This window comes from Fibrisoma montanum, assembly GCF_003583365.1.
Taxonomy (GTDB): domain Bacteria; phylum Bacteroidota; class Bacteroidia; order Cytophagales; family Spirosomataceae; genus Fibrisoma; species Fibrisoma montanum.
In genome coordinates, this window is the sequence record NZ_QXED01000003.1 from 512,662 (window position 1) to 534,968 (window position 22,307).

Genomic DNA, 22,307 nt, shown 5'->3' on the forward strand with positions numbered 1-22,307 from the left:
TGCCCTACGTCCTCCTGTTCCGTCAGGGACGACGTACCGCTACCCGCAAAAACGCGATGCCCGCGGCCTCCCAGGAGGCCGCGGGCATCGCGTTTATAACCGTTCAATGCTAACTACCGTGGTCCGCGGGAACCACCCCGGCCCTGATACGTCGGTCCCTGTTGCTGATCGGGCTGAGCCTGAGGCCCCCCACCCCGCTGCTCGATCCGCTCGGACCGTTGCTCGCGGGGTTGGTTGTAGTCACCCCGGGGAGCCGACTGCTGCCGCCCTCCCCGGCTCCAGCCCGGAGGATACGACTCCGACCGCTGCGGCTGTGGAGACGACTGGGGTTGCTGCGGCACCGGCTGCGCGGGCTGCGGTTCATACCGGGGCGTTTGCCGCTGGCTCCACTCCCGCTCACCCCGCGACTGATACCGTGGCTGGTTAGCCCGCTCGTCCGTACGCCAATCCCGATTCCCCCGGTTGTCGTTGCCGTATGTGTTCGGCGTGGGAATATTATCCCGGCGGGAATAATCACGTTGGTCGCCGGGAAGCCGGTCGCCGGGACGCCGGTCAGCAGGGCCACGGTTGGCGTTTCCCCGCCAGGCCGTGTTCCCATCCGGCCGGTAGATGCCGACGGAATTCTGCCGGTACACCGCGCGGCCCGGCCGATCCAGGTTGTCGATGCGGTAGACCGGTACGCTCCGGCGGGTTACGTATTCGATTTCTTCGCGCCGAGGTCCATAGGCATACGCCCGGTTATTGACGCGATAGACGTTGTTGATAATCGTTGTATTCTGGTAGATAGTCACCACCCGCGGCCGCGGTACGCAGTAGTTGTACAGTCGCGGACTGGTGATGTAGGCCTGCGGCACAAACACCCAGTAATTCGGCGGAATATTGATGTTCACATTAATGTTCACGCCCGGTCCCAGCGGTGCCCAGCCGTAGTAACCTCCACCCGACCGCCAGCTCACCCAGGCCGGTCCCCACTCGGTACCCGGCACCCAGGCCCAGCCCCGGTATCGGTCGAAGTACCAGCGGCCGTAGTGAAACGGTGCCCAGCCCCAGTCGTAATCCGACACCCACGTATTACCGAATTCGGTCACGACCCAATGACCATTGGTGCCGTACGGCTGAAAACCGGCTTCTACGTTCGGAATCCAGACGGTTCCGTATTCCGGTGTCTGTACCCATTGCCCATGCGGTGAGAGCGCGTCGTAGAAATCACCGGGCTGGTCGTAGGGCTGGCCATAACCGGGCTGATTATACGATGGCCCATCGTACCCCCTGGGGTCATAGCCCGACTGCGCCAGCGTAGTCGTTGCGCTGATCAGGCCGAGGGCCAGGCTGACCAGTCCTATCCAGAATTTACCAACAGTTTTCATTGTCATTGGGGGCTTATAGCGGTTAGACTAATCGGCTGGTGAAAGGTTTAATTGCCCCCCCTGATCGGCTAAACTCCCCACCGGGCTTCCTGCGCTGACCTGCTTCGTTCATTGCGTCCATTGGCTATACGGCCTTCATTCACAAGGGCTTATTTGGAATTTCGGGTAAAAACCGCTACGTTACCCCTACAAACCCTGGTAGTCCGCAGCAACGGGTCAACCAAACGTACCTCTTTACCAATTTATGGCCATGAAAACTCGTCTTTTAATCCAGATGCGTCTGGTCGTCGGCTTGTCGTTAGCCGTCGTTTCCGTGTCGGCCGGGCCGGTTCCCAGATCGGCAGCCCCCCGCAAATACACCATCGAACAGTTTATGAAAACGATCCGGTTCGGCGTGGCCGACATTTCCCCCGACGAGCAAACGGTCCTGTTCAGCAGCAACCAGGATGGCGTTTTTAACCTCTACGAAGTACCTTTCGGGGGTGGGCAGCCCAAACAACTGACGACCTCGAAAACCGACGCCATTTTTGCCATCGGCTACCTGCCCGACGGCCGCATTCTCTACAGCAGCGATCAGGGTGGTAATGAACTGAACCACATTTACCTGCGTGAAAAAGACGGCTCGGTCAAGGACCTGACCCCGGCCGAAAAAGCCAAGTTTCAGTTTGCGGGTCTGAGCCACGACCGGAAAAGCTTTTTCTACCAGTCGAACGAGCGAAGTCGGGCGGCCTACGATCTGTACGAAATGGATATCGCTACGATGAAACCGAAGCGGGTGTTCGAAAATCCGGGCGGCTTTTTTCCGGGCGACGTATCACCGGATAAACGGTACGTTGCCCTGGTGAAGCCGTACACGACCACCAACAGCGACGTGTATCTATTCGACACCCAGACCAAGGAAACGAAGCTGCTGACCAAACACGAAGGCGAGGTCAACAACGGTCCGGAAGGGTTCACGCCAGACGGCAAGTCGTTGCTGCTCTCGACGGATGAAGGCAGCGAGTTTGCCTACGTAAAAGCTTACGACTTGGCCACCGGCAAAAGTACCGTACTGGATAAAGCCGCCTGGGACATTTCTGCCGACTACCCGTCGTACAAAGGCCGCTACCGCGTTGTGTCGATCAATAATGACGCCCGTACGGAGCTAAAGATTATCGACACCCGGACCAACCAACCCGTCAGGCTCCCGGCGCTCCCGGGTGGGGACGTAACGGGTGTAAACATCGCCGACAGCGAGGGCCGGATGATCTTTTTCGTGAACAGCTCCAACTCACCGGCTACGTTGTATTCCTTTGATTTCAAGACTAATAAAGCCACTCCGCTGGTACGTGGCCTGAATCCCGAAATCAATCCCGACGATCTCGTATCGGGCGAGGTCATTCGGTACAAATCCTTCGATGGGATGGAGATCCCGGCCCTGCTCTACAAACCCAAAGACCGGAAAGCAGGCGAAAAACACCCGGCTATCCTGTCGATCCACGGCGGACCCGGCGGACAAACGCGCCTGACGTACTCGCCCCTGGTGCAGTACCTGGTCAACAACGGCTACGTTGTGCTGGCGGTCAACAACCGGGGCAGCTCGGGATATGGCAAGACCTTCTACGCGGCCGACGACCGCAAACACGGCGATGCCGACCTGCGCGACTGCGTAGAATCCAAGAAATTCCTGAGCGCAACCGGCTACGTTGACCCGGCCAAAATCGGCATCATGGGTGGCTCCTACGGCGGTTACATGACCCTGGCGGGACTGACATTTACCCCCGATGAGTTCGCCGTCGGCGTCGACATTTTCGGGGTGGCCAACTGGATACGTACCCTGAACAGCATGCCCGAATGGTGGGGACCACAACGCGAGGCTATGTTTAAAGAAATCGGTCACCCGAAAGCAGACTCGGTTGCGCTGTATAACAAATCCCCGCTGTTCCATACCGCGAAAATCCGCAAGCCGCTGCTGGTGATTCAGGGCGCCAACGACCCGCGCGTGCTAAAAATCGAATCCGATGAAATTGTGGTGAACGTTAAGAAAAACGGGGTACCGGTCGAGTACGTCACCTTCCCCGACGAAGGCCACGGCTTCGTAAAAAAAGAGAACGAGATCACAGCGTACAAAGCCGTGAAGGAGTTTCTGGACAAATACCTGATGAATCCGCAAACGGCGGTGAGATAATGAATTGAGCCTGGCCGTGTAGTCTCGTGCAGAACCCCCGGCCAGGCAGTTTTACGCCCCTGCGTAAGCCGGCGTCAGTGCTTCATCAGCAGGTTCAGCAGCTTGCGGTCGAGTTTGTAGCCGTGCCAGTCTTCGTAAGCCACGTCGGTGCGTCGGGAATTCAGAATGCCGAAATCGCCGATGTACTCCCAGAGTGCAAAGCCAATCTGGTTGGTAGACAGGATGTCGAGAACGTCGCCGAACCAGGCCAGAAATACGTCGTGCGGGGTCTTGTTCCAGCAGCCGCACTCGCCACAATGGACGCCCACACCCTGGTTGACCAGATCGATCCAGGGTTTATAAAACGTTTCCAGCATCGCCCGGCTCAGGTACTGCTGCCCGACCTGCCCCGGCCATTTGGGTTCCGGTGCCTGCTCAGGATTTTTGGTCGTCCAGGGGGCTTTGTAGTGCGAAATGGCCCCGGGTACGTAGCCACGGCAGCTCTGCGCAATGTTCAGGTCCGTAATCTCCGGAATAACCGACTGCCCCACGTTATTCCCATCGGCAATGATCAGGTGGTCGGGGTTTTCTTTCCGGATGGCCTGCGAAGCGGCTACGGCAAGCTTGCGGTACAGCTCCCCCGGTACGGTCCCTTTCTTGCCGAGCTGATCATTCATATCGTCCCGCCAGCTTGGTTCGTTAAGCAGGTCAAAACTGATTTTCCTGGCCGATACGTTCCTGTACCGCTTCGCCCACATGTTCCAGTGAAAACAGAACGCATCCAACGCCCGCTGATCGGTCCAGAGGTTATACGGCTCATGAAATCCCGCGTTAATACAATATCCGGGGGCCCGGTGCAGATTCAGGCTGACGTGCAGTTTGTGTTTATGAGCCAGATGAACCAGATGATCGATGCGATCAACGGCCTGCTCATCAATCTGATACACCTCATCGGGCGTGATGTTTCGGCTGCGGTCGAAGCGCAGGTAATGCGGGTACGCAATCGGCAGCCGGACAAAGTTGAAGCCCCAGTCGCGCATCCATTTCAGGTGTTCTTCGGTCGTTGCCCCCCGGTTGGTTGTCGGATTGGGCGAGAAGAAATCGAGCAGGTTAAAGCCTTTCCACTGGGGTAGTTTGTTCTTTCGCTTTTCAGCCGCCAGCGGTAAAGTGAAATCGGCAGACGATCCCAGGTAAACGGATGAAGCCAGCGTGGCTGATTTTTTGACGAATGTTCTGCGGTGCATCGGGCAATTGTGAGTAAACAACTGCCGGTTAAAGCACAGCAGTGGACCGGTTTTACCGCCCGCTCCCCTAAAATTAGCAGGCTGTCTGCCCCATCGTCTATGCAGAACCTCATCCACAGAGTAAACCTTCACCTAAAAAACAAAAACGCCCCAACTTGCATCGGGGCGTTTTCGGAGCCGGTCCGGCCGGACACGGGCGTCTTATTGCATGGCAATGACGCGGGTCGTTTCTACAGAAGCGGACGACAGTTTTACCTGCTTGCGGATGCGGCCTTCGATAGAGGCAATCTCCAGTTCATACTCGCCATCGGTCAGGTCTTCAACACTGAACAGAAACGCCTGCTTTGATTCCTTCTTGCTCAGGGTTTGCTGATACAGCACCTCATGCTGGCTGTTCCGCAGCGTAACCGTAACTGGTTTTTCACCTGTTTTCAAAACCGACAGGCGAATCTTATTGGTGTTCGTAACGAACGCGCTGGCCTCGAAAGACAAGGCTTTCGGTGTAGTAGGGTCGATCAGTGTGGCGGTGCTCAGCAGGGCTGACAGCACCAATTTGCTCATTAACGGTAACATGGTTGTGTGTTGTTTATGGTTGTTTACTGTTCAGTTTGTGTGATCCAAAGCACGTGCCAGAAACGTATTGCTATTGATTGTCAGACTTTTACATCTTTGTGCCAATCCTTGTGCTGTACGCATTCGGACAGTCTTCGTTCACGACCGGACAAAACTACACACCGCTGTTCATCGCTGCTCCTTCTGATTAGCCGAGCCGGAAGAATTAGCCTACCAACCGTATTGATTAGTAGCTGAAACGTAAACGGTTATGGCGCATACCGAACCAGAAACTAACCGACGGACCGGTGGTTGGACGATGGCGTAGAAGTTGACCGGCACTGTGCGGGTGATTGGTAAAAACTGTATACTTACAGCCGGAAACGCCCCCTATTCCCCGACCATGAGCACCCTCCGAAAACTTTTTGGGCCCTTCAAAGACGACGTCTGGAAGCAATTAGCCACCGAGATCAACGCCAATTACATTGACGGCAGCTTCCTGAAAGGCAGTAAAGTTCAGGCAACCGCCGGCGAATGGACCATCACGCTCGACACCTACGTCGTATCGACCGGCAAATCGACCATTCCCTACACCCGGATGCGGGCGCCCTACGTAAACCTGGATGGCTTTCGCTTTAAGATTTACCGGAAAGGCCTATTTAGCAATCTGGGGAAGTGGCTGGGTATGCAGGACGTACCGGTGGGCTATCCCGAGTTCGACGAGCAGTTCATCATCCAGGGCAACGACGAAACCAAACTCCGGATGCTGTTCGACAACGAAACGATCCGGCAGCTGATTGATTATCAACCCAGTATCAGTCTGGAAGTGAAAGACGATGCCGGCTGGCTGGCGTCGAATCAGTTTCCCGAAAATGTCGACCAACTGACGTTCGTAGTGGTGGGCGTCATCAAGGACCTTGAACGGCTCAAACGGCTGTACGAGCTTTTTGGCGAGATCCTCAATCACCTCTGCCAGATCGGTTCGGCCTACGAAACCGATCCGCAGGTTAAGCTGAAATAGACCGACTATGGGCAACGGATCCGACAAGTCCAATCGCATTAACCGCCGGGAATTCATGCGGTACTCGGGTGCGCTTTCGGCGCTGAGTCTCGGCGACGCCCTGCCGGCTGTGCCTTCTCCCAGATCGCCCAAAACGATACGTATCAAACAGGTTGATTCGAGTTTTGAGCGCGAACCGCTGAACCCCTACCGCTTCAAAGGCAGTGCTATTACGGAAAGCTGGCAAACCGCGGCCCTGCTGGAAAGCGACTCCGGCATTCGCAAAGTCGGTCTGGGTACGCAGGGGGTTCTCTGGTCGGACTCTGCCGTGTTTGCCGCCCACTCCGAGCGGGCCGGCAACGCCCTGATGTACGCCGTCAGCGACCGCGCCCTGCAGCTGCTCAGGGGCACGACGTTCACCAATCCGGTTGACCTCCTCGATCAGCTTCTGCCGGAGGTGTACGCCTACGCCAAAAAAATCACGAGCAATCCCGACCTGCGCAAAACCTTCGCGCTCAATGCCCTGGTCTGCGTCGACAACGCGGCCTGGCTGCTCTACGCCCAGGAAAACCAGATCGACCGGTTCGACGACCTGATTCCGGCGACGTACAAACCCGGCCTGTCGCACCACCATACCAAAGTGGCCAGCATTCCGTCGTTCAGCGTCGGCACCACCGCCGAGACCATCAAAACGGCGGCCGATCAGGGGTACTTCATCATGAAGCTCAAGACGGGCTCGGCCGGTACGCAGCAGGAGATGATCGAAAAGGACATTGCCTTTCTGACGGCGCTGCACAAGGCCATCGGGCATTACGAAACGCCCTACACCCAAAGCGGCAAAATCCCGTACTACTTCGATGCCAACGGCCGCTATGAGAAAAAAGAAACCCTGCTGCGGTTTCTTGACCACGCCCGCAAGATCGGTGCGTTCGATCAGATCGCCGTCATTGAAGAACCTTTCCCCGAGCATGTCGAAGCGTTCGTGGGTGACCTGGGCGTTCGGGTGGCCGCCGATGAAAGCGCCCATACCGTCGAGGATGCCGCCCGACGCATCGAGCTGGGCTACTCAGCCATTGCGGTAAAAGCCATCGCCAAAACGCTGAGCATGACCATGAAGATCGCGCAGCTGGCCTACGAGAAAAACGTACCGTGTTTCTGCGCCGACCTGACCGTCAACCCGATACTGGTCGAGTGGAACAAGAACGTAGCGGCCCGGCTTCCGGCCTTTCCCGGGATGAGTCTCGGATTGCAGGAAACCAACGGCCATCAGTACTACAAAAACTGGGATAAGCTGGTGCAGTATCACCCATTTCCATCGGCGTCGTGGACGCAGGTGCGCAAGGGTGTCTTCGAACTGAACGACGACTATTACCAACGCAGTGGCGGCATCTTCGCCCCCTCAGCGCACTACGTTGACCTATTCAAGCAGACGTAACCGCAGGCAAGTCACTCATTACCGTACGTTCATCTGGATTCCAGACAAAGTCTTTACCCGAAAACTCGTTGCAATGACGAATCGACTCTTCCTCTTCACTGCGTTTCTTCTGTTTGCGGCCAGCCTGAGCCACGCCCAAAAAGATCAGCGTATTTCACTGACCAGCACGGCCGCGTTAGCGCCGGTCAATGTCCGGGTGGCTACCGATACCTACCTTGGTAAACAAGCCATGCGCGTGGTCGATACGGCCAGAGGGATAACCTCGGAAGTCAAGTATGCTAAAATCAAAGACCTTCGGTTCAGCAATGGCGTCATTGAACTGGAGGTGGCCGGAAAGCCCCTGGGCACAGCCATACAAACCGCCCGGGGATTCGTGGGCATTGCATTCCGCATCAACGACGATAATTCCAGATTTGAATGCATTTACCTCCGCCCCACCAACGGCCGGGCGGATGATCAGGTCCGACGAAATCACTCGGTGCAGTACGTCTCCTACCCGGATTACCCCTGGGAGCGAAGCCGGAAAGAAACGCCCGAGAAATACGAATCGTACGTCGACCTCGTAACCGGCGAATGGACGAAGGTTCGGATTGAGGTACAGGGCGACAAAGCCCGGCTGTACGTCCACGGAGCCGCCCAGCCGACCCTGATCATCAACGATCTGAAGCACGGTGTCAGTCAGGAAGGAGCCATCGGACTGTGGGTCGGCTCTGGAACCGACGCCCATTTCACCAACCTGACCGTCACCAAACAGCCGTAAGGTACTCGGCTTTACCCTACTTCAGGGCGAGTTTACCCATAGCTAATGGGCTGCGTTTTGGGTTTACGGAACGTAGGGCCCGCCCGTTTCCCCCCAGCCCCAGGTTGGCATGGCGGCATCCGCCTGAACCGGGTTCTCCGCTGCATTGGAATTGAGCACGGCCAGCCGGCTCCCCCATTCCAGATAACCGACCAGCGCCGACCGAAACTCCGGATCATCGGGTAGTCCTACGTCATCCGCACTGTCGAGCAGCAGCGCTAACCACCGCCGGCGTTGAGTTTCGGTGAGCTGTTTGCCTACATGATGCGCCACCATCTGCGCATGACTTCCGCCATCGGTCGTGGTGTACATGGGCGGCCCTCCAAAAACTTCCCCGATAAAATGGGCAACGTGCCGGGCGTGATCGGGAGCCATGTGCAAGAACACGGGGGCTAATATCTCGTCCTGACTTACTTTGCTGTAGAACAAGGCCGTGAGCCGCTCCAGGCGGTCGTTTTCGCCGGCCCAGGCATACAAGGTTGGTATTGTGCTATTCTCCATACCGGGATAGTCGGGTTACGCCTGTATATATTGTAGCCCCATGGCTTATTGTAACACCTCCGTCAGTTGCTTACCATTCGGATACAGCATATCCGCGATGCGCCAGCGGCCGTCGACCTGCTGCAAACGTCACTGACTTTGCGTTCGGAGTATACCGCGTTCTGTCGCCCCCTGGGCTGCTACCGATAGTGTTATACTAACGTACAAGTTTTAATCTTGGCTTTGATTGTCGCAACAGGATTAAAGATGATAGCTGTTACTGCTGCGTTTGGTCGGCCCCGCTGATACAAAGCCGTGTGCTGGACTCTGCTTTAATCCGCTTTGATGATAATTGGTCCGACAGGTAACGTATCCTGTTGCAGGCAGGCGTTCACCTGTGGGGAAAGTTTTGTCAGTACTGTATACTGGTTTATTGGCGCATACAGCACAAACACGGCCAAGGTGTACTTAGTGAAGTTCTGCTGATGTTGTAAGTTTTTGTCAAAGGTCAGCAGCGCATGGAAGCCTTCATCCAGCATAAGTTGAAGCAGAGCCCCGTTCTTGATGCCATTCCATCCTTTCTCTGCGACTGTGAACACGTCATGTCCGGGGAAGTCTTGCTTTAAAAATTCTCATCAAGCAACAGCCGCATAGAGTTGCTCCACATCTTTAGAGGTCAATAGTTTACTGGCAGCATCTAGTAGGGCCACTGCCTGCTCTCTACGTACAGAAGGAAAATCATCTAAAAACTCGTCTAAGGCAACACCTGCTTCCAGATGGTCAAATAAACTCTCCACCGGCACACGTGTCCCTGTGAAAACGGGTATGCCTCCCAAAATGTCGGGATCTATTGTTATAAGTGTCTTAATATCCATATATCAAAGTTACCAAAATTTGCTCGTCTGGTAGTGATGGAAAAGTTACAACCAACGTCCATCAGCTTTCTGCTTTGCTGGCATTCTGTGGTTCGTCAGCCTGGAAACTGAAGCCGATAGAAAAGCAAAACAAAGTACAAAATATATTCTATTGCTATAGACATTATATGTTGATTACTCTCTCTTCCGAAAATCCCATTGGCATCGTCTTGTGTTCTGCTCTTAAGGCATTTAAGTCAATACCAGGCGTATTTACGTTCGCAACCGTTTCTCAACGCAGCACCTCCGTCAGTTGCTTACCATTCGGATACAGCATATCGGTGATCCGCCAGCGGCCGTCGAACTGCTGCAAATCAACTTTGATTTCTTCCGGTTTGGCGTTGTTGGTGAACGTAACGTACACCACCGCCCGCGTTCCGGCTACGGCCGCCGGATTGACCCAGGTTTTCTGAACGGCTTTGTCGGGGGCGTTGAAGAGCGGATTTGTTGTAGTCGGCTTCAGTTTGCTGCCGCCCTGCTGTGTATCGTTCCAGATCAGATCGGCCGTTGGTTTGGCGAAATACTGTTCGATCAGGGCCCGGTCTTTCTCCCGGAACGGGTTGTCCTCTTTATTGTGCTCGAAATACAGCGCCCGCACCAGCCGATCGGCGGCCGAACGGGGTGCATCCGGCCCCGGGCGACTGGCCAGGATGGCGGCACTATCGGGCTGGGCCGCTTCAGATGCGGTGGCCGTTTCCTGTTTGGGTTTGGTCTGGCACGCCAGGCTCAGCACGAGCAGGGCGACGAATAGTCGGGAGGTTTGCATACGGTCGTTCAGGAATGATCAAGCGCGAAGGTAAACAACGGCACGAAACCAGCAAGTCCGCTCCCACCCGATTACACTCCGCCCTCGACAATGCCGGTAAAAAAACCACGGGATGCGCTTTGATACAAAACCATCTCTGGTCATGTATTCCAAACGCTTACTCCTTACCACAAGCAGCCTGCTGCTCCTGCTGTCGGTAGTGGCCTCCGCCCAGAACGAGCCCATCACGCCAGCCACTAAACTGCCGGATCATCCACGTATTCTGCTTCTCAAAGGTGAAGAAAACGCCATTAAAAAAACCTTGGCGGCCGACAAAACCTGGAAGAACGTCCACCAGGCGATGCTGGGCGAGTGCGATAGGCTGCTGTCAGCGGCTCCCGTCGAACGCATTCAGATCGGTCGGCGGCTGCTGGACAAATCACGGGAAGCGCTGCGTCGGGTATTTCTGCTGGCTTACGCCTGGCGCATGACCCAGCAGAAACAATACCTGCAGCGGGCCGAAACCGAGCTTCTGGCCGTGTCGGCGTTCAGTGACTGGAACCCGTCGCACTTCCTCGATGTGGCCGAGATGACCATGGCCGTTGCCATCGGGTATGACTGGCTGCACAACGACCTGTCGCCGGCTTCCCGGTCGGCTATCAAAGCGGCAATTCTGAAAAAAGGGATTGAACCCTCACTCGATCCAAAGTTCAACAGTTGGCTGAAGGCAACCCATAACTGGAACCAGGTCTGCAACGCGGGCATGACCTACGGCGCCCTGGCGATCTACGAAGACCAACCGGAGTTAGCGCGAACCATCATCAACCGGGCCATCGACAGTATCGAGTTACCGATGGAAGACTACGCTCCCGATGGTGCCTACCCGGAAGGCTATAGTTACTGGGGCTATGGCACCAGCTTCAACGTTATGTTCATCAGCGCCCTCGAAAAAGCGTTCGGCAGCGATTTTGGCTTATCCTTGAAGCCCGGCTTTCTCAGAACGGCCGCCTACATGACCAACATGACCGGCCCTTCCGGCAACTCGTTCAACTATTCCGACGCCGGAACAGGCGGGGGTCTTCAGCCGGCCATGTTCTGGTTTGCCAACAAACTAAACGACCCGTCGGTGCTGTGGGTCGAACGGGGGCGTCTGTTGTCGGCCGGAGGCGGTACATATGATAAAGACCGGCTGCTGCCGGCCATCATGCTTTGGAGCAACGGCATCCGCGTAACTGATATTCCTGAACCAAAGTCCAGGATCTGGGTGGGTGACGGTAAGAGTCCGGTAGCCCTGATGCGCACATCATGGAGCGATCCGTCGGCTATTTTTGTGGGTCTGAAAGCCGGTTCACCGTCGGTCAATCACGCGCACATGGACGTTGGTTCGTTCGTGATGGAGGCCGACGGCGTTCGGTGGGCCATGGATTTTGGCATGCAGGATTACAACTCGCTGGAATCAAAAGGCGTAAAGCTGTGGGGAAAAGAACAGGATTCGCAGCGCTGGCAGGTGTATCGCTACAACAATTTTGTTCATAACACCCTGACGGTGAACAACGAGTTGCAGAAAGTTGACGGCAACGCCCGCATCGCCCGGTCAGCGAACAACCCGCAATTTATGAGCGCCACCACCGACCTGAGCGAGTTGTACAAGGGCCTATTGAACAAAGCCAGTCGCGGTATTGCCATTGTCAACCAGAACCACGTCGTGGTACGTGATGAGATCGAAACCCCGGCTAAAGAGGCTACGGTACGCTGGACGTTACTAACCTCCGCCAACGTAACGATTACGGGCAAAAACCGGGCTGAGTTAACCAAAAACGGGCGGAAGCTGGTGCTTCAGGTAGAGGAACCAGCCGCGGTAACGCTGAAAACCTGGTCTACCGACCCGCCCCACGAGTACGATGCCGCCAATCCCGGCACGACGCTGGTCGGCTTTGAGGTGACAGTCCCCGCCAACACAAACACGCCCCTGACGGTCCTGCTTTTACCGGAGAAAGCCGCCGGCCAGACAAGCCCGGGTGTTCAGCCGCTGGCGCAGTGGCCGAAATAAACACAGACGGCGAGAACGGCCATCGGGTTTTATCGTGTCCCGGATTTCGGGGCAAGTATTTTCCAATTCCGGATCGCTTATAGAGCCAACGATCACTTGTTTCCGACCATTTTTCATGCGTACAATTCCCCTTCGGCTCACTAGCCTGCTCACGGCACTGGTAGTAATGAACAGCATCGGCGCTTCGTTCGGCGATACTCCGCCGTTACGTGCCCCGACCAAACCGAAAAAATCGACGGCGGTCGTGAAGGTGCCGGCGGGTTTTACGGCTACCGTAGTGGCCGAAGAACTGGGTCCGGCCCGGCACATGGCCGTCAGCAAAAACGGCGACCTCTACGTAAAGCTGAGTAAGCTGAAAGACGGCAAGGGCATCTATCGGCTCCGGGACACCGACAAAGACGGTGTGTTTGACGAACGGGTCGGCTTTGGCGACTACCCCGGCACGGGTATGTACATCCGGAACGGCTACCTCTATGCGTCGTCGAACAGCAGCGTGTACCGCTACAAGCTCGACGACAAAGGTGAGGTCGCCAACCCCGACCAGCCCGAACTGCTCGTTTCGGGGCTGCGGGTCAAAACCCGCGACCAGTCGAAGTCCATCGCCGTCGACAATCAGGATAATCTCTACGTCAACATTGCGTCCGACAACGATGCCTGCCGGGAAGCCGGTACGGGCAAAGGGCTGATGCCGTGTCCGCTGCTCGATTCGGCCGCGGGCATCTGGCAGTACAAAGCTAGCGTACCGAATCAGACGTTTGCCGAGGGCGTCCGCTTTGCCACCGGGCTGAAAAACGTAGTGGGCCTCGACTGGAACCCAAAGTCCAACACGCTGTTTGTGATGCAGCACGGTCGCGGGCAATTCCACGATTTTTACCCGCAGTACTACACGCCGAAGCAGAGCGCCGAACTGCCCGCCGAAACCATGTATGAACTACACAAAGGCGACGACGCGGGCTGGCCCTATGTCTACTACGATCACGTGCAGAAAAAGAAAATCGTAGCGCCCGAATACGGTGGCGACGGCAAAAAAACGGGCGGGGTTAAAACGATCAACCCCGTTGCGGCTTTTCCCGCTCACCTCGGTCCGAATGGCCTGTTGTTTTATACCGGTACGCTGTTTCCGGAGAAATACCGCAACGGCGCGTTCATCGCGTTTCATGGCCAGTCGGCCGAACTCAAAAAGGGCTACATGGTGGCATTTGTGCCCTTCAAAAACGGAAAGCCGGCCGGTAACTGGGAAATCTTTGCCGACAACTTCGCCGGCACCGACCTCGAAAAGCCGACTGGTCCGGTTCAGCACCGCCCCTGCGGACTGGCCCAGGGCCCCGACGGTGCTCTCTACGTTTCCGACGACCTCAACGGAACCATCTTCCGGATCAGTTACAAGCCGCAGGGCCGAAGCCCCAAAGCGACCGCTTCGGCAAACAAATAACCCAACTACGTTTTCTAACCCCCAGGCAGCCGCTGATTAGTGGCTGCCTTTTGCTGCTGTACCCGATTCGTTTTCCGGTTCTTATTATACGTCATTGAGTAGTCCGGCCGGGTCGTTTACTTTGCTCAGAAACGGATAAACCCTACAGGCTATGCAACTACGTATGATTTCCGGACTGCTCCTTGCCGTTGTCGCCTTACTGGCATCGGCACCGGCAAAAACCGATCTGGACGGAGCCTGGCGACTCGCCGAGCCGTCGGGCCGAACGGTCATGCTCACGCTGATCGATAATTACCTGATGCAGACCACCTACGAACCCACGCAGTTCGGGTCAACGCGCGGGGGTGCCTGGCAGCGAAACGGCAATACCCTCACCCTCTCGGTCGAGTTCGACACGCAGGATAGCAGCCGCGTGGGTCAGACCGAAACGTATCAGGTCGCTCTGCGCAACGGCCAGTTGGTCATGAACGGACCGGGTGGCAACCGAACGTTTTCGCGGGTTGACGAGCCTTCCGGGCAGACCCCGCTGGCCGGGCTCTGGCGTATTACGGGCCGCGCCAACGAGGCCGGTCAGATTACGCCCATGCAACGGGGAGCGCGCAAAACCATCAAGCTCCTGACGGGCAGCCGCTTTCAATGGGCCGCCATCAATCCGCAAACCAAGCTGTTTGCCGGCACCGGGGGCGGTACGTACACCTTCAAAGACGGGAAATACACCGAAACGATCGACTTTTTTTCCCGCGACAACAGCCGGGTTGGCCGGTCGCTGACGTTCAACGCCGAGGTGAACGGCAACGAGTGGCGGCATTTGGGCCAAAGCTCAACGGGCGGGGCAGTCAACGAAGTCTGGACGAGAGAAAACTAGCACGCAGATCGTCATGATTCGTAGGATACCAATGATTGTAAGTTGAATCATAACTACTCATAAAAATCAGCGGAATCAGCGTTCTATCACTTTACAACCCGAAAACGCAATCAAGTCCATGCGATACGTACTACTCGCTTTTTTACTTGGTATCTCCACCGCATCCTTCGCGCAGGAGCTGATCAGCAACCGCCAGCGCGACATTGTGCTCCAGGGGGTTAACGTAATTCCGATGGATCGCGAACGGGTGCTGGAGAACCAGACGGTGGTTGTTCGCAACGGAAAGATCACGGCGATGGGCAATGCAGCCAGCGTTAAGTTCGGCCGGGATGCGCTGGTCATCAACGCCAGGGGCAAGTACCTGACGCCCGGCTGGGCCGAAATGCACGCGCACGTACCGCCCATCGACGATATCGAGCCGATGAAGGACGTGCTGATCCTCTACGTAACGAACGGCATCACGACCATCCGGGGTATGCTGGGCCACCCCAGACACCTTGAACTCCGCAGCAAAATCAAAAACGGTGAAATCCTGGGGCCGCATTTTTACGCCACCGGACCGTCGTTCAACGGCCAGTCGGTGAAAACACCCGAGCGCGGAGCCGACATGGTCCGCGAGCAGAAAGCCGCCGGCTACGATTACCTGAAACTTCACCCCGGCCTGACCAACCAGACCTTCCCGGCCATTGCCAGAACCGCGCAGGAAGTGGGCATTCCATTTGTCGGCCACGTATCGTTCAACGTGGGTGTCTGGCGCGCTATTGATGCCAAGTACTCGTCCATCGACCACCTCGATGGATTCGTGGAAGCTTTAACGCCGGGCATCGACACCCTGGCCGAACAGGAAACGGGCTTGTTTGGCTCGTGGATTGCCGACCGGGCCGACGAAAAACTGATGCCTAAGCTGATGGACGGACTGCGCCGGAATAAGGTGCGCGTAGTGCCGACGCAGGCGCTGGCCGAACGCTGGTTATCTCCGCTGCCGGCCAGTGCGTTTACCGACGACCCGGAGATGAAGTACATGAAGCCGCAGGAAGTGCAGAGCTGGGAGCGGGCGAAGAATACCTACAACAGCAATCCCAAGTTCTCGAAAGACAGGGCCGGGCAACTGATCCGGATTCGCCGGAAGCTCATCGCCGAATGCCAGAAGAACGGCGTAGAACTTCTCCTCGGCTCCGACGCCCCTCAGGTCTTCAACGTACCGGGCTTTTCGATTCACCACGAAATGAAGTACATGGTCGACGCGGGCCTGACCCCCTACGAAACCCTGCGTACCGGTACGGTCAACGTAGCGTCGTACCTGAACAAGCCGGATTCCGGTACCATCAGAATCGGCAACGTATCGGACCTGGTGCTGCTCAACGGCAATCCCCTGAGCGACATCAGCCAGACCCGGAACATTGAAGGCGTAATGATGGGCACAAACTGGCTGTCGAACGCATACATACAAAGCCAGTTGAAGAAACTGGAAAAGCAATAAGGCGTTTCAGGCGCTGTGGGACCGCCCCACGACCTTTTGCCAATCGATCAAAAAGCGTCTGACTACCCCGTCTAATTATCGTTTACTCACAAACAACAATTCCCTACCCCATGCGCTTATTTTCCCGAAAACCCGTTAACCTACTGCCTGCCCTGGTGCTGCTTGCCGTTACCGTGGCCATGATTCCAAACGCCAAAGAGCCGGTCGGCCTTGGTGCCAAAGCCCCCAAAGGAGCCGAAATCCTGTTCGATGGTTCCCGGCAGATGCTCGACGACAAGTGGACGTACTGGCAAGGTCCCCGCCTGGCAGCAACGCTCCCGATCAAATGGGAAATCCAGAAAGATCCGGTCGGCTCTGGAATGGTGCTGAACACCAACGACCCGGCCGCTGCGGGTGGCAAATACGGAGCCGCCGATATTGTGACGAAGAAACCGTACCGCGATTTCCGGCTGCATGTCGAGTTCTACATCAGCAAGCCGGGTGGCAACAGTGGGGTCTATCTCCAGAATCGGTACGAGATGCAGATCGTCGACGGCGACACGACCTCGCACGGCATGGGAGCCGTTATCAACGAAACACCATCGCCCTACTACGCCTACAACGGCGTCGGCAAATGGAACGCCTACGACATCCAGTTCCGGGCCGCTCGTTTCCAGGATGGCAAACGTACCGAGCCGGCTATGGTCACGATGTATTTCAACGGTAAAAAAGTACACTCCAACCAGCCGATCAGCCAGGTGTGGGGCGGACCAAACTCCGGCATCGACGGCGGTAACGATGGCGGCAAAGGCATTACGGATACGCCCGGCGGCCTGAAACTCCAGGCCGAAGGTCACGACGTTCTGTACCGGAACATCTGGATCAAAGAAATGGACTTTAAAAAAGCGGATACGAATTTTTAAGTAGAGACCCCAATTCGCATCGTATTTGTCCGATACGGGTAAACGTCTACCAAACAGTAGATCGTCAGGCTAACAGCGCACGGTGCGGCTGTTAGCCTGATCTGTTAGACGCCACACTGGCTTACAACGTAGCTTCAGCGATTGACTCGCCTACATCCGTATGTTCGCTGCGGTAGCGGATTGCCCGTTGTCCAATCATCAGGATCAGAAAGCTGATCAGGATACAGCCAGCCATAACGCCCACCATCGGGACCGCGGTATTGTTGTGCAGAACGCTGACCAGCGCGGATACCAGCGCTCCCACGCCCATTCGGAAACTGCCCATCAGGGCAACGGCACTGCCTGTATGCCGAACGAAGGGCGCCAGCGTCAGTGCAGCCGAGTTTGGTGATACCAACCCCTGACCCAGCAGAAACAAAAACAGCACCCCCAGCAGGCCGTAGAGACTGAACCAGCCCGCCCAGGTGCCGAGCACCAGAAAAACCCCGACTACAGATTGATACACCAGCGTCGTCGACACGAGCTGCTGGTTGCTGTACCGCTTCAGCAGGATATGATTCAGTTGGTTGGGCGCGAGAATAGCAACGGCGAGAATAGCAAAGATCCAGCCGTATTCCTGCTCACTTACTTTATACATAGTCATGAATACGTCCGGCGAACCGGCAATGTACGCGAACGGAGCCGCCGACGCTATCCCACCAGCCAGCGCATAGGTCAGGAACTGCGGCTGCCGGATCACCGTATAAAAGTTACCCAGAACAGCCTGCGGTCGCAGGGACAACGTCGCATCGGCCTGTCGCCCGCTGGGCAGTACGTACACGATGCCGAGCAGAATCAGCGTCGTAATAACCGCCAGGATGATGAAGATGGAATGCCAGCCGAACAGTACCGTAGCGTACCCACCCACCGTCGGCGCAATCATCGGCGAAATTGCGATTACCAACGTCAGCAGGGAGAAAACCTGAGCCGTTTGGTCGGCCGGAAACAGATCGCGTACCAGCGCCTGAGCCGCCACCATACCGACGCAGCCACCCAGCGCCTGCAACAGCCGCATCAAAATCAGGGTGTCGATTGACGTACTTACCGCACAACCCAGCGAGGCCAATATATACACGCTCAGCCCGGCATACAGCGGTAGCTTGCGCCCGAACCGGTCCAGCAGCGGCCCGTACAGCAGCTGCCCCGCCGAAATCCCGACCAGATAGGCCGTCAGCGACAGTTGCACCTGAGAAATCGACGTGTTCAGGTCGTCGGCAATAGCCGGAAACCCCGGCAGATACATGTCGATCGAGAACGGGCTGATGGTAGCCAGAGTCCCTAAAATTAAAATAATCCCAAATTGCTGACGGCGCGTCATACGTCAAAAAAATACATCTACTAAGTTGGTCAACGATTAACCAGTTGCCGATTGTTCCCCCGACCAGCCGCAACTGGAAAGGATTATTTTTATTACTCTATAAATTCTATTGAATGTTTACCAGAGTCAAACCGCTGCGCACCGGCATTCGCCGTCGATCGAAGGGGTCACATGTTGCGTATTGTTTGTATACTTGCCTTCCCATTGCCGACCCGGTACGCCCATCGGGTCAATGATCGTTAAGCAACCTGACCAGTAACCCTGCTATGACATTCCGGTCCCTTACGCTTTTTACACTGCTTTTTGTTACGTGTCAATCGCTGGCGCAGACGACGCCCAGGCTCAGCCAGTTGCGGGTTCAGGGCAACAAATTCGTTACGGCCGACGGCCGAACACTCGTTTTCCGCGGCCTGAACACCAGCGACCCCGACAAGCTGGAAAAGTCCGGTCACTGGAATAAGTCCTATTTTGAAGAGATGAAACGCTGGGGCGCTACGCTCGTCCGGTTTCCGGTACACCCACCCGCCTGGCGCCGTCGCGGTCAGCAGCAATACCTTGAGCTGCTGGACAAAGGCGTGGCCTGGGCCGGTGAACTCGGCATGTACGTGGTCATTGACTGGCACAGCATCGGTAATCTAAAGAACGAGATGTACCAGAGCCCCATTTACGAAACCACCCAGAAGGAAAGTTTCGAATTCTGGCGCACCCTGTCCGACCACTACAGAGATAACCCGACGGTGGCGTTCTTCGAACTGTTTAACGAGCCAACCGTAATGAACGGCAAACTGGGCACCTGCAGCTGGGCCGAGTGGAAGAAGCTGATGGAAGAAACCATCACGATCATCCGGGCGAACGGGTCGAAAGCCATACCGCTGGTAGCCGGTTTTAATTGGGCGTATGACCTGAAAGACGTAGCCCAGAACCCCATCCAGGCCGAAGGAATCGCCTATGTCAGCCACCCCTACCCGATGAAACGCGACAAACCGTGGGAAGCGAAGTGGACAGCCGACTGGGGATTTGTGGCGCAGAAATACCCGGTGGTGCTGACCGAGATCGGGTTTAGTGCCGCCGACGAAAAAGGCGCACACGTACCGGTGATCAGCGACGAGTCGTACGGCGACGCTATCACCCGGTACTGCGACACCCACGGCATCTCTTACATCGTCTGGGTGTTCGATCCGCAGTGGGCCCCCATGATGTTTTCCGACTGGAACTACACCCCCACCCGGCAGGGGCAGTATTTTAAGAACGTGATGCAGCAGGCAGCCAAAAAATGACCCTGCGTCGGGCAGCTGCCCGACGCAGGCCTTTAAAAGCCATGGATAAAGTCGGACATTGCGTTCGGCTTTTTATCTTTGTCCGGCAACGGTTCAGTGAAAACCTTTCTGATGCTGGCTCAACGACTCCTGATTTTATGCTTTTTTCTGCTGCTCTCCCCCCTGAGCAGCGTTGGTCAGTCGGCCTCAGCGCCCAGCGATACCAGCTACATCATGACCCTGCTGCGTAAAGCCGAAACAATCGAGATGCAGCAGCCCGAAAAAGCCCTTCGGGACTATCAGAAAGCGTACACCTTTGCCCGCCGGATCGGCTATACGAAGGGCTATTTTGAAAGCATCCGGCTCACCACCTACCTGCTGGATCAGCTCGGGCGGCATACTGAATCGCAAAAACTGGCGACCGAAGGGTTACAGAAGGCGCTGCGGGATACGTCGGAACAGAACCGGAGTACGTGCTACTTCTCCCTGGCGCAATCGGCGATGTTTCAGGGTAAAAACAAAGAAGCAATCCATTACTTCAAGAAAGCCGCGCCCTTCATGCTGGCCCACAAGAACCGCCGAAAAGCCGCCGTTCTCTACCAGAACCTGGGCCTGATGTACGAAGCCGAAAAGCTGTATCCGCAGGCGCTGACTTATTTCAACCGGGCGCTGAAGTACGATCTGATCGCGAAAAGCTCGCAGCTGGACATTGCGCTGGATTACCACAGCATGGCCACGGTCTACGTAAAGCAGAATCAGCTTCCGATGGCGCTGGCGTATTTCCGGCGGACCAAATCATTGCTCAGCCAAACGAAAGACCTGCATTTTCTCACCAGTCTGTACGGCAACATCGCCAACCTGCACAAGGAGCTGAGCCACTTTGATTCGTCGCTGTACTATTACCAGAACGCCCTGCGGATGAATCGGGTCCTGAACAACCCCCTTCAGCAACTGCACCTGCTGGCCGGCCTGGCCGAAACGTACAACGAAATGAAGCAGTACGAACGGGCTAAAACCCTGCTCGACAACGCATATGCGCTGGCCAGGCAGCACAAGGTGGGCCTGTCGGAGTTCAGAAACATCTACCGCGAATACGCGAACGCCAGCCTTGGCTTAGGTGATTACAAAGGCGCGATTCCCTGGTACGACCGGTATATCGAAACCAAGGACTCACTCTCAACCCTGGAAGCCAAAGCGCTGCTGGAAGAGTATGAAGTAAAGCTCCGGCAGGCGGAATCCCGGCAGAAACTGACCGAAAAGCAACGGCAGATCGATCAGCTCGCTCAGGCGCACCAGCGCCAGCAGTTATGGATACTGATTGCCGGGCTGGTTGTAGTGGCTGCGGTTGGCAGTCTGGTGTTCGCCTATCAGTATTCACGGCAACGGCAGCGGGCGTCCGAACAGGCCCTGTTGGCGGCCCAGCGCGCCAATTCGCTGGCCGTTATGCAGTCGGAGCTGCAGGGGCAGCAGAAAGAACGACTACGTATCTCCAAAGAAATGCACGATGACCTCGGCGCGTCGCTGACCGCCATCGGGTTGCTGAGCGAAGTGGTCAAGACGCGTATGGGCACCGAAACCGCCCCGGAAGTGGAGAAGATATCAACGATTTCGGCCGACATGGTAACGTCCATGAACGAAATTATCTGGTCGCTGAACACCCGCAACGATAGCCTCAATGGCCTGATTGCCTACACCCGGGCGTACACCAGTGAGTTCATCGACAACACCCCGCTGCACTTACGTACGCGGGTACACGAGTCGGCGCAGGAGGTCACGATTCAGGGATCGGACCGGCGGAACATTTTCCTGACCGTTAAGGAAGCGTTGCATAACGTAGTCAAACACGCGCAGGCCACCGAGGTTTCCCTCACCATCCGGCCCGAAACCGACCGGCTGCACATTGAAGTCAGCGACAATGGGCGGGGGTTTGTGCCGAACGAACAGACCCGCCTGCGCAATGGGCTCACAAATATGCAGAACCGCATGGTTGCTTCGGGTGGCACCTGCACCATTTCGTCATCGCCGGGTGGCACTACGGTGAAAATAACCTACCCCTATCCACTCCCCGCAACAGCCGGCATACTGCAAATGTAGTATAGGCCCGGACCGGCCGGTTTGTTCACCCCCGCAAACAGGCGCTTACCCCGTACGCTCCGCAGTGGCGGTTTCTTTCCCTCTTTTCTCAACGGTTGCCCCCCCTTGCTGACCCCATCGGTTAATTCGGGCAGTTTAGCCGGGTTGAGCAGATACCAGAAAGCGGTTTTCTGCCCCGGAATGCGTTGT

Annotated in this window: 19 protein-coding genes; 11 read left to right on the plus strand and 8 right to left on the minus strand. The window is 56.3% G+C overall.

Annotated features, from left to right (window positions below; all coding sequences use genetic code 11):
* Window positions 1-113: 113 nt before the first annotated feature.
* Window positions 114-1,367, minus strand: coding sequence for a DUF6600 domain-containing protein (locus tag DYU11_RS12195; RefSeq protein WP_374755988.1), 1,254 nt, complete (start codon window positions 1,365-1,367; stop codon window positions 114-116).
* Window positions 1,368-1,617: 250 nt separating this feature from the next.
* Between DYU11_RS12195 and DYU11_RS12200 the strand changes: the two genes are divergently transcribed.
* Window positions 1,618-3,534 (plus strand): S9 family peptidase, encoded by a 1,917-nt coding sequence (locus DYU11_RS12200; protein WP_229365792.1) that lies wholly within the window; start codon window positions 1,618-1,620, stop codon window positions 3,532-3,534.
* A 74-nt stretch (window positions 3,535-3,608) separates the two neighbouring features.
* Here DYU11_RS12200 and DYU11_RS12205 read toward each other — a convergent pair whose 3' ends face one another.
* Both DYU11_RS12205 and DYU11_RS12210 read right to left on the minus strand, forming a co-directional pair.
* Window positions 3,609-4,757, minus strand: coding sequence for a glycoside hydrolase family 5 protein (locus tag DYU11_RS12205; protein WP_119667947.1), 1,149 nt, complete (start codon window positions 4,755-4,757; stop codon window positions 3,609-3,611).
* 201 nt (window positions 4,758-4,958) lie between these two features.
* On the minus strand, window positions 4,959-5,330 hold the full coding sequence (locus DYU11_RS12210; RefSeq protein ID WP_119667948.1) for a DUF3244 domain-containing protein: 372 nt from the start codon (window positions 5,328-5,330) through the stop codon (window positions 4,959-4,961).
* Window positions 5,331-5,712: 382 nt separating this feature from the next.
* On the opposite strand from DYU11_RS12210, the gene DYU11_RS12215 reads away from it, so the two are divergent.
* From DYU11_RS12215 to DYU11_RS12225, 3 genes are all read left to right on the plus strand, one after another.
* A complete protein-coding gene (locus DYU11_RS12215) occupies window positions 5,713-6,330 on the plus strand; it encodes a DUF3137 domain-containing protein (protein WP_119667949.1) in 618 nt (205 codons plus the stop codon).
* Between the two features lie 7 nt (window positions 6,331-6,337).
* The gene (locus tag DYU11_RS12220; protein WP_119667950.1) at window positions 6,338-7,744 is read left to right on the plus strand and encodes an enolase C-terminal domain-like protein; all 1,407 of its coding nucleotides are present in this window, start codon (window positions 6,338-6,340) and stop codon (window positions 7,742-7,744) included.
* A gap of 73 nt (window positions 7,745-7,817) precedes the next feature.
* Window positions 7,818-8,504, plus strand: a complete 687-nt coding sequence (locus DYU11_RS12225; RefSeq protein WP_119667951.1) for a hypothetical protein — start codon at window positions 7,818-7,820, stop codon at window positions 8,502-8,504.
* 63 nt (window positions 8,505-8,567) lie between these two features.
* On the opposite strand, the gene DYU11_RS12230 is transcribed toward DYU11_RS12225, so the two are convergent.
* The 4 genes from DYU11_RS12230 to DYU11_RS12245 form a co-directional block, all read right to left on the minus strand.
* A complete protein-coding gene (locus tag DYU11_RS12230) occupies window positions 8,568-9,044 on the minus strand; it encodes a group II truncated hemoglobin (RefSeq protein ID WP_119667952.1) in 477 nt (158 codons plus the stop codon).
* A 311-nt stretch (window positions 9,045-9,355) separates the two neighbouring features.
* Complete coding sequence (locus tag DYU11_RS12235) at window positions 9,356-9,622, minus strand: hypothetical protein (protein WP_229365793.1); 267 nt, start codon at window positions 9,620-9,622, stop codon at window positions 9,356-9,358.
* A gap of 36 nt (window positions 9,623-9,658) precedes the next feature.
* On the minus strand, window positions 9,659-9,898 hold the full coding sequence (locus DYU11_RS12240; RefSeq protein WP_119667953.1) for a DUF433 domain-containing protein: 240 nt from the start codon (window positions 9,896-9,898) through the stop codon (window positions 9,659-9,661).
* Window positions 9,899-10,169: 271 nt separating this feature from the next.
* Window positions 10,170-10,703 carry a hypothetical protein gene (locus DYU11_RS12245; RefSeq protein WP_119667954.1) on the minus strand — a complete coding sequence of 178 codons (534 nt, stop codon included), beginning with the start codon at window positions 10,701-10,703 and terminating at the stop codon, window positions 10,170-10,172.
* Between the two features lie 142 nt (window positions 10,704-10,845).
* On the opposite strand from DYU11_RS12245, the gene DYU11_RS12250 reads away from it, so the two are divergent.
* The 5 genes from DYU11_RS12250 (at window position 10,846) to DYU11_RS12270 (ending at window position 17,411) form a co-directional block, all read left to right on the plus strand.
* The gene (locus tag DYU11_RS12250) at window positions 10,846-12,732 is read left to right on the plus strand and encodes a heparinase II/III domain-containing protein (RefSeq protein WP_119668317.1); all 1,887 of its coding nucleotides are present in this window, start codon (window positions 10,846-10,848) and stop codon (window positions 12,730-12,732) included.
* Between the two features lie 115 nt (window positions 12,733-12,847).
* Window positions 12,848-14,164: a PQQ-dependent sugar dehydrogenase gene (locus tag DYU11_RS12255; RefSeq protein WP_119667955.1), complete on the plus strand. Its 1,317-nt coding sequence runs from the start codon at window positions 12,848-12,850 to the stop codon at window positions 14,162-14,164.
* Between the two features lie 151 nt (window positions 14,165-14,315).
* Entirely contained in the window at window positions 14,316-15,029 is a 714-nt protein-coding gene (locus DYU11_RS12260) for a membrane or secreted protein (protein WP_119667956.1), read from the plus strand.
* 118 nt (window positions 15,030-15,147) lie between these two features.
* Window positions 15,148-16,509: an amidohydrolase family protein gene (locus tag DYU11_RS12265; protein ID WP_119667957.1), complete on the plus strand. Its 1,362-nt coding sequence runs from the start codon at window positions 15,148-15,150 to the stop codon at window positions 16,507-16,509.
* Between the two features lie 110 nt (window positions 16,510-16,619).
* Window positions 16,620-17,411 carry a 3-keto-disaccharide hydrolase gene (locus DYU11_RS12270; protein ID WP_119667958.1) on the plus strand — a complete coding sequence of 264 codons (792 nt, stop codon included), beginning with the start codon at window positions 16,620-16,622 and terminating at the stop codon, window positions 17,409-17,411.
* A gap of 121 nt (window positions 17,412-17,532) precedes the next feature.
* Here the strand turns inward: DYU11_RS12270 and DYU11_RS12275 are convergent, their stop codons facing one another.
* Window positions 17,533-18,768 (minus strand): multidrug effflux MFS transporter, encoded by a 1,236-nt coding sequence (locus DYU11_RS12275; protein WP_119667959.1) that lies wholly within the window; start codon window positions 18,766-18,768, stop codon window positions 17,533-17,535.
* A 266-nt stretch (window positions 18,769-19,034) separates the two neighbouring features.
* On the opposite strand from DYU11_RS12275, the gene DYU11_RS12280 reads away from it, so the two are divergent.
* On the plus strand, window positions 19,035-20,045 hold the full coding sequence (locus tag DYU11_RS12280) for a glycoside hydrolase family 5 protein (protein WP_119667960.1): 1,011 nt from the start codon (window positions 19,035-19,037) through the stop codon (window positions 20,043-20,045).
* Between the two features lie 96 nt (window positions 20,046-20,141).
* Entirely contained in the window at window positions 20,142-22,118 is a 1,977-nt protein-coding gene (locus DYU11_RS12285) for a tetratricopeptide repeat-containing sensor histidine kinase (protein WP_147367930.1), read from the plus strand.
* Window positions 22,119-22,307 lie beyond the last annotated feature (189 nt).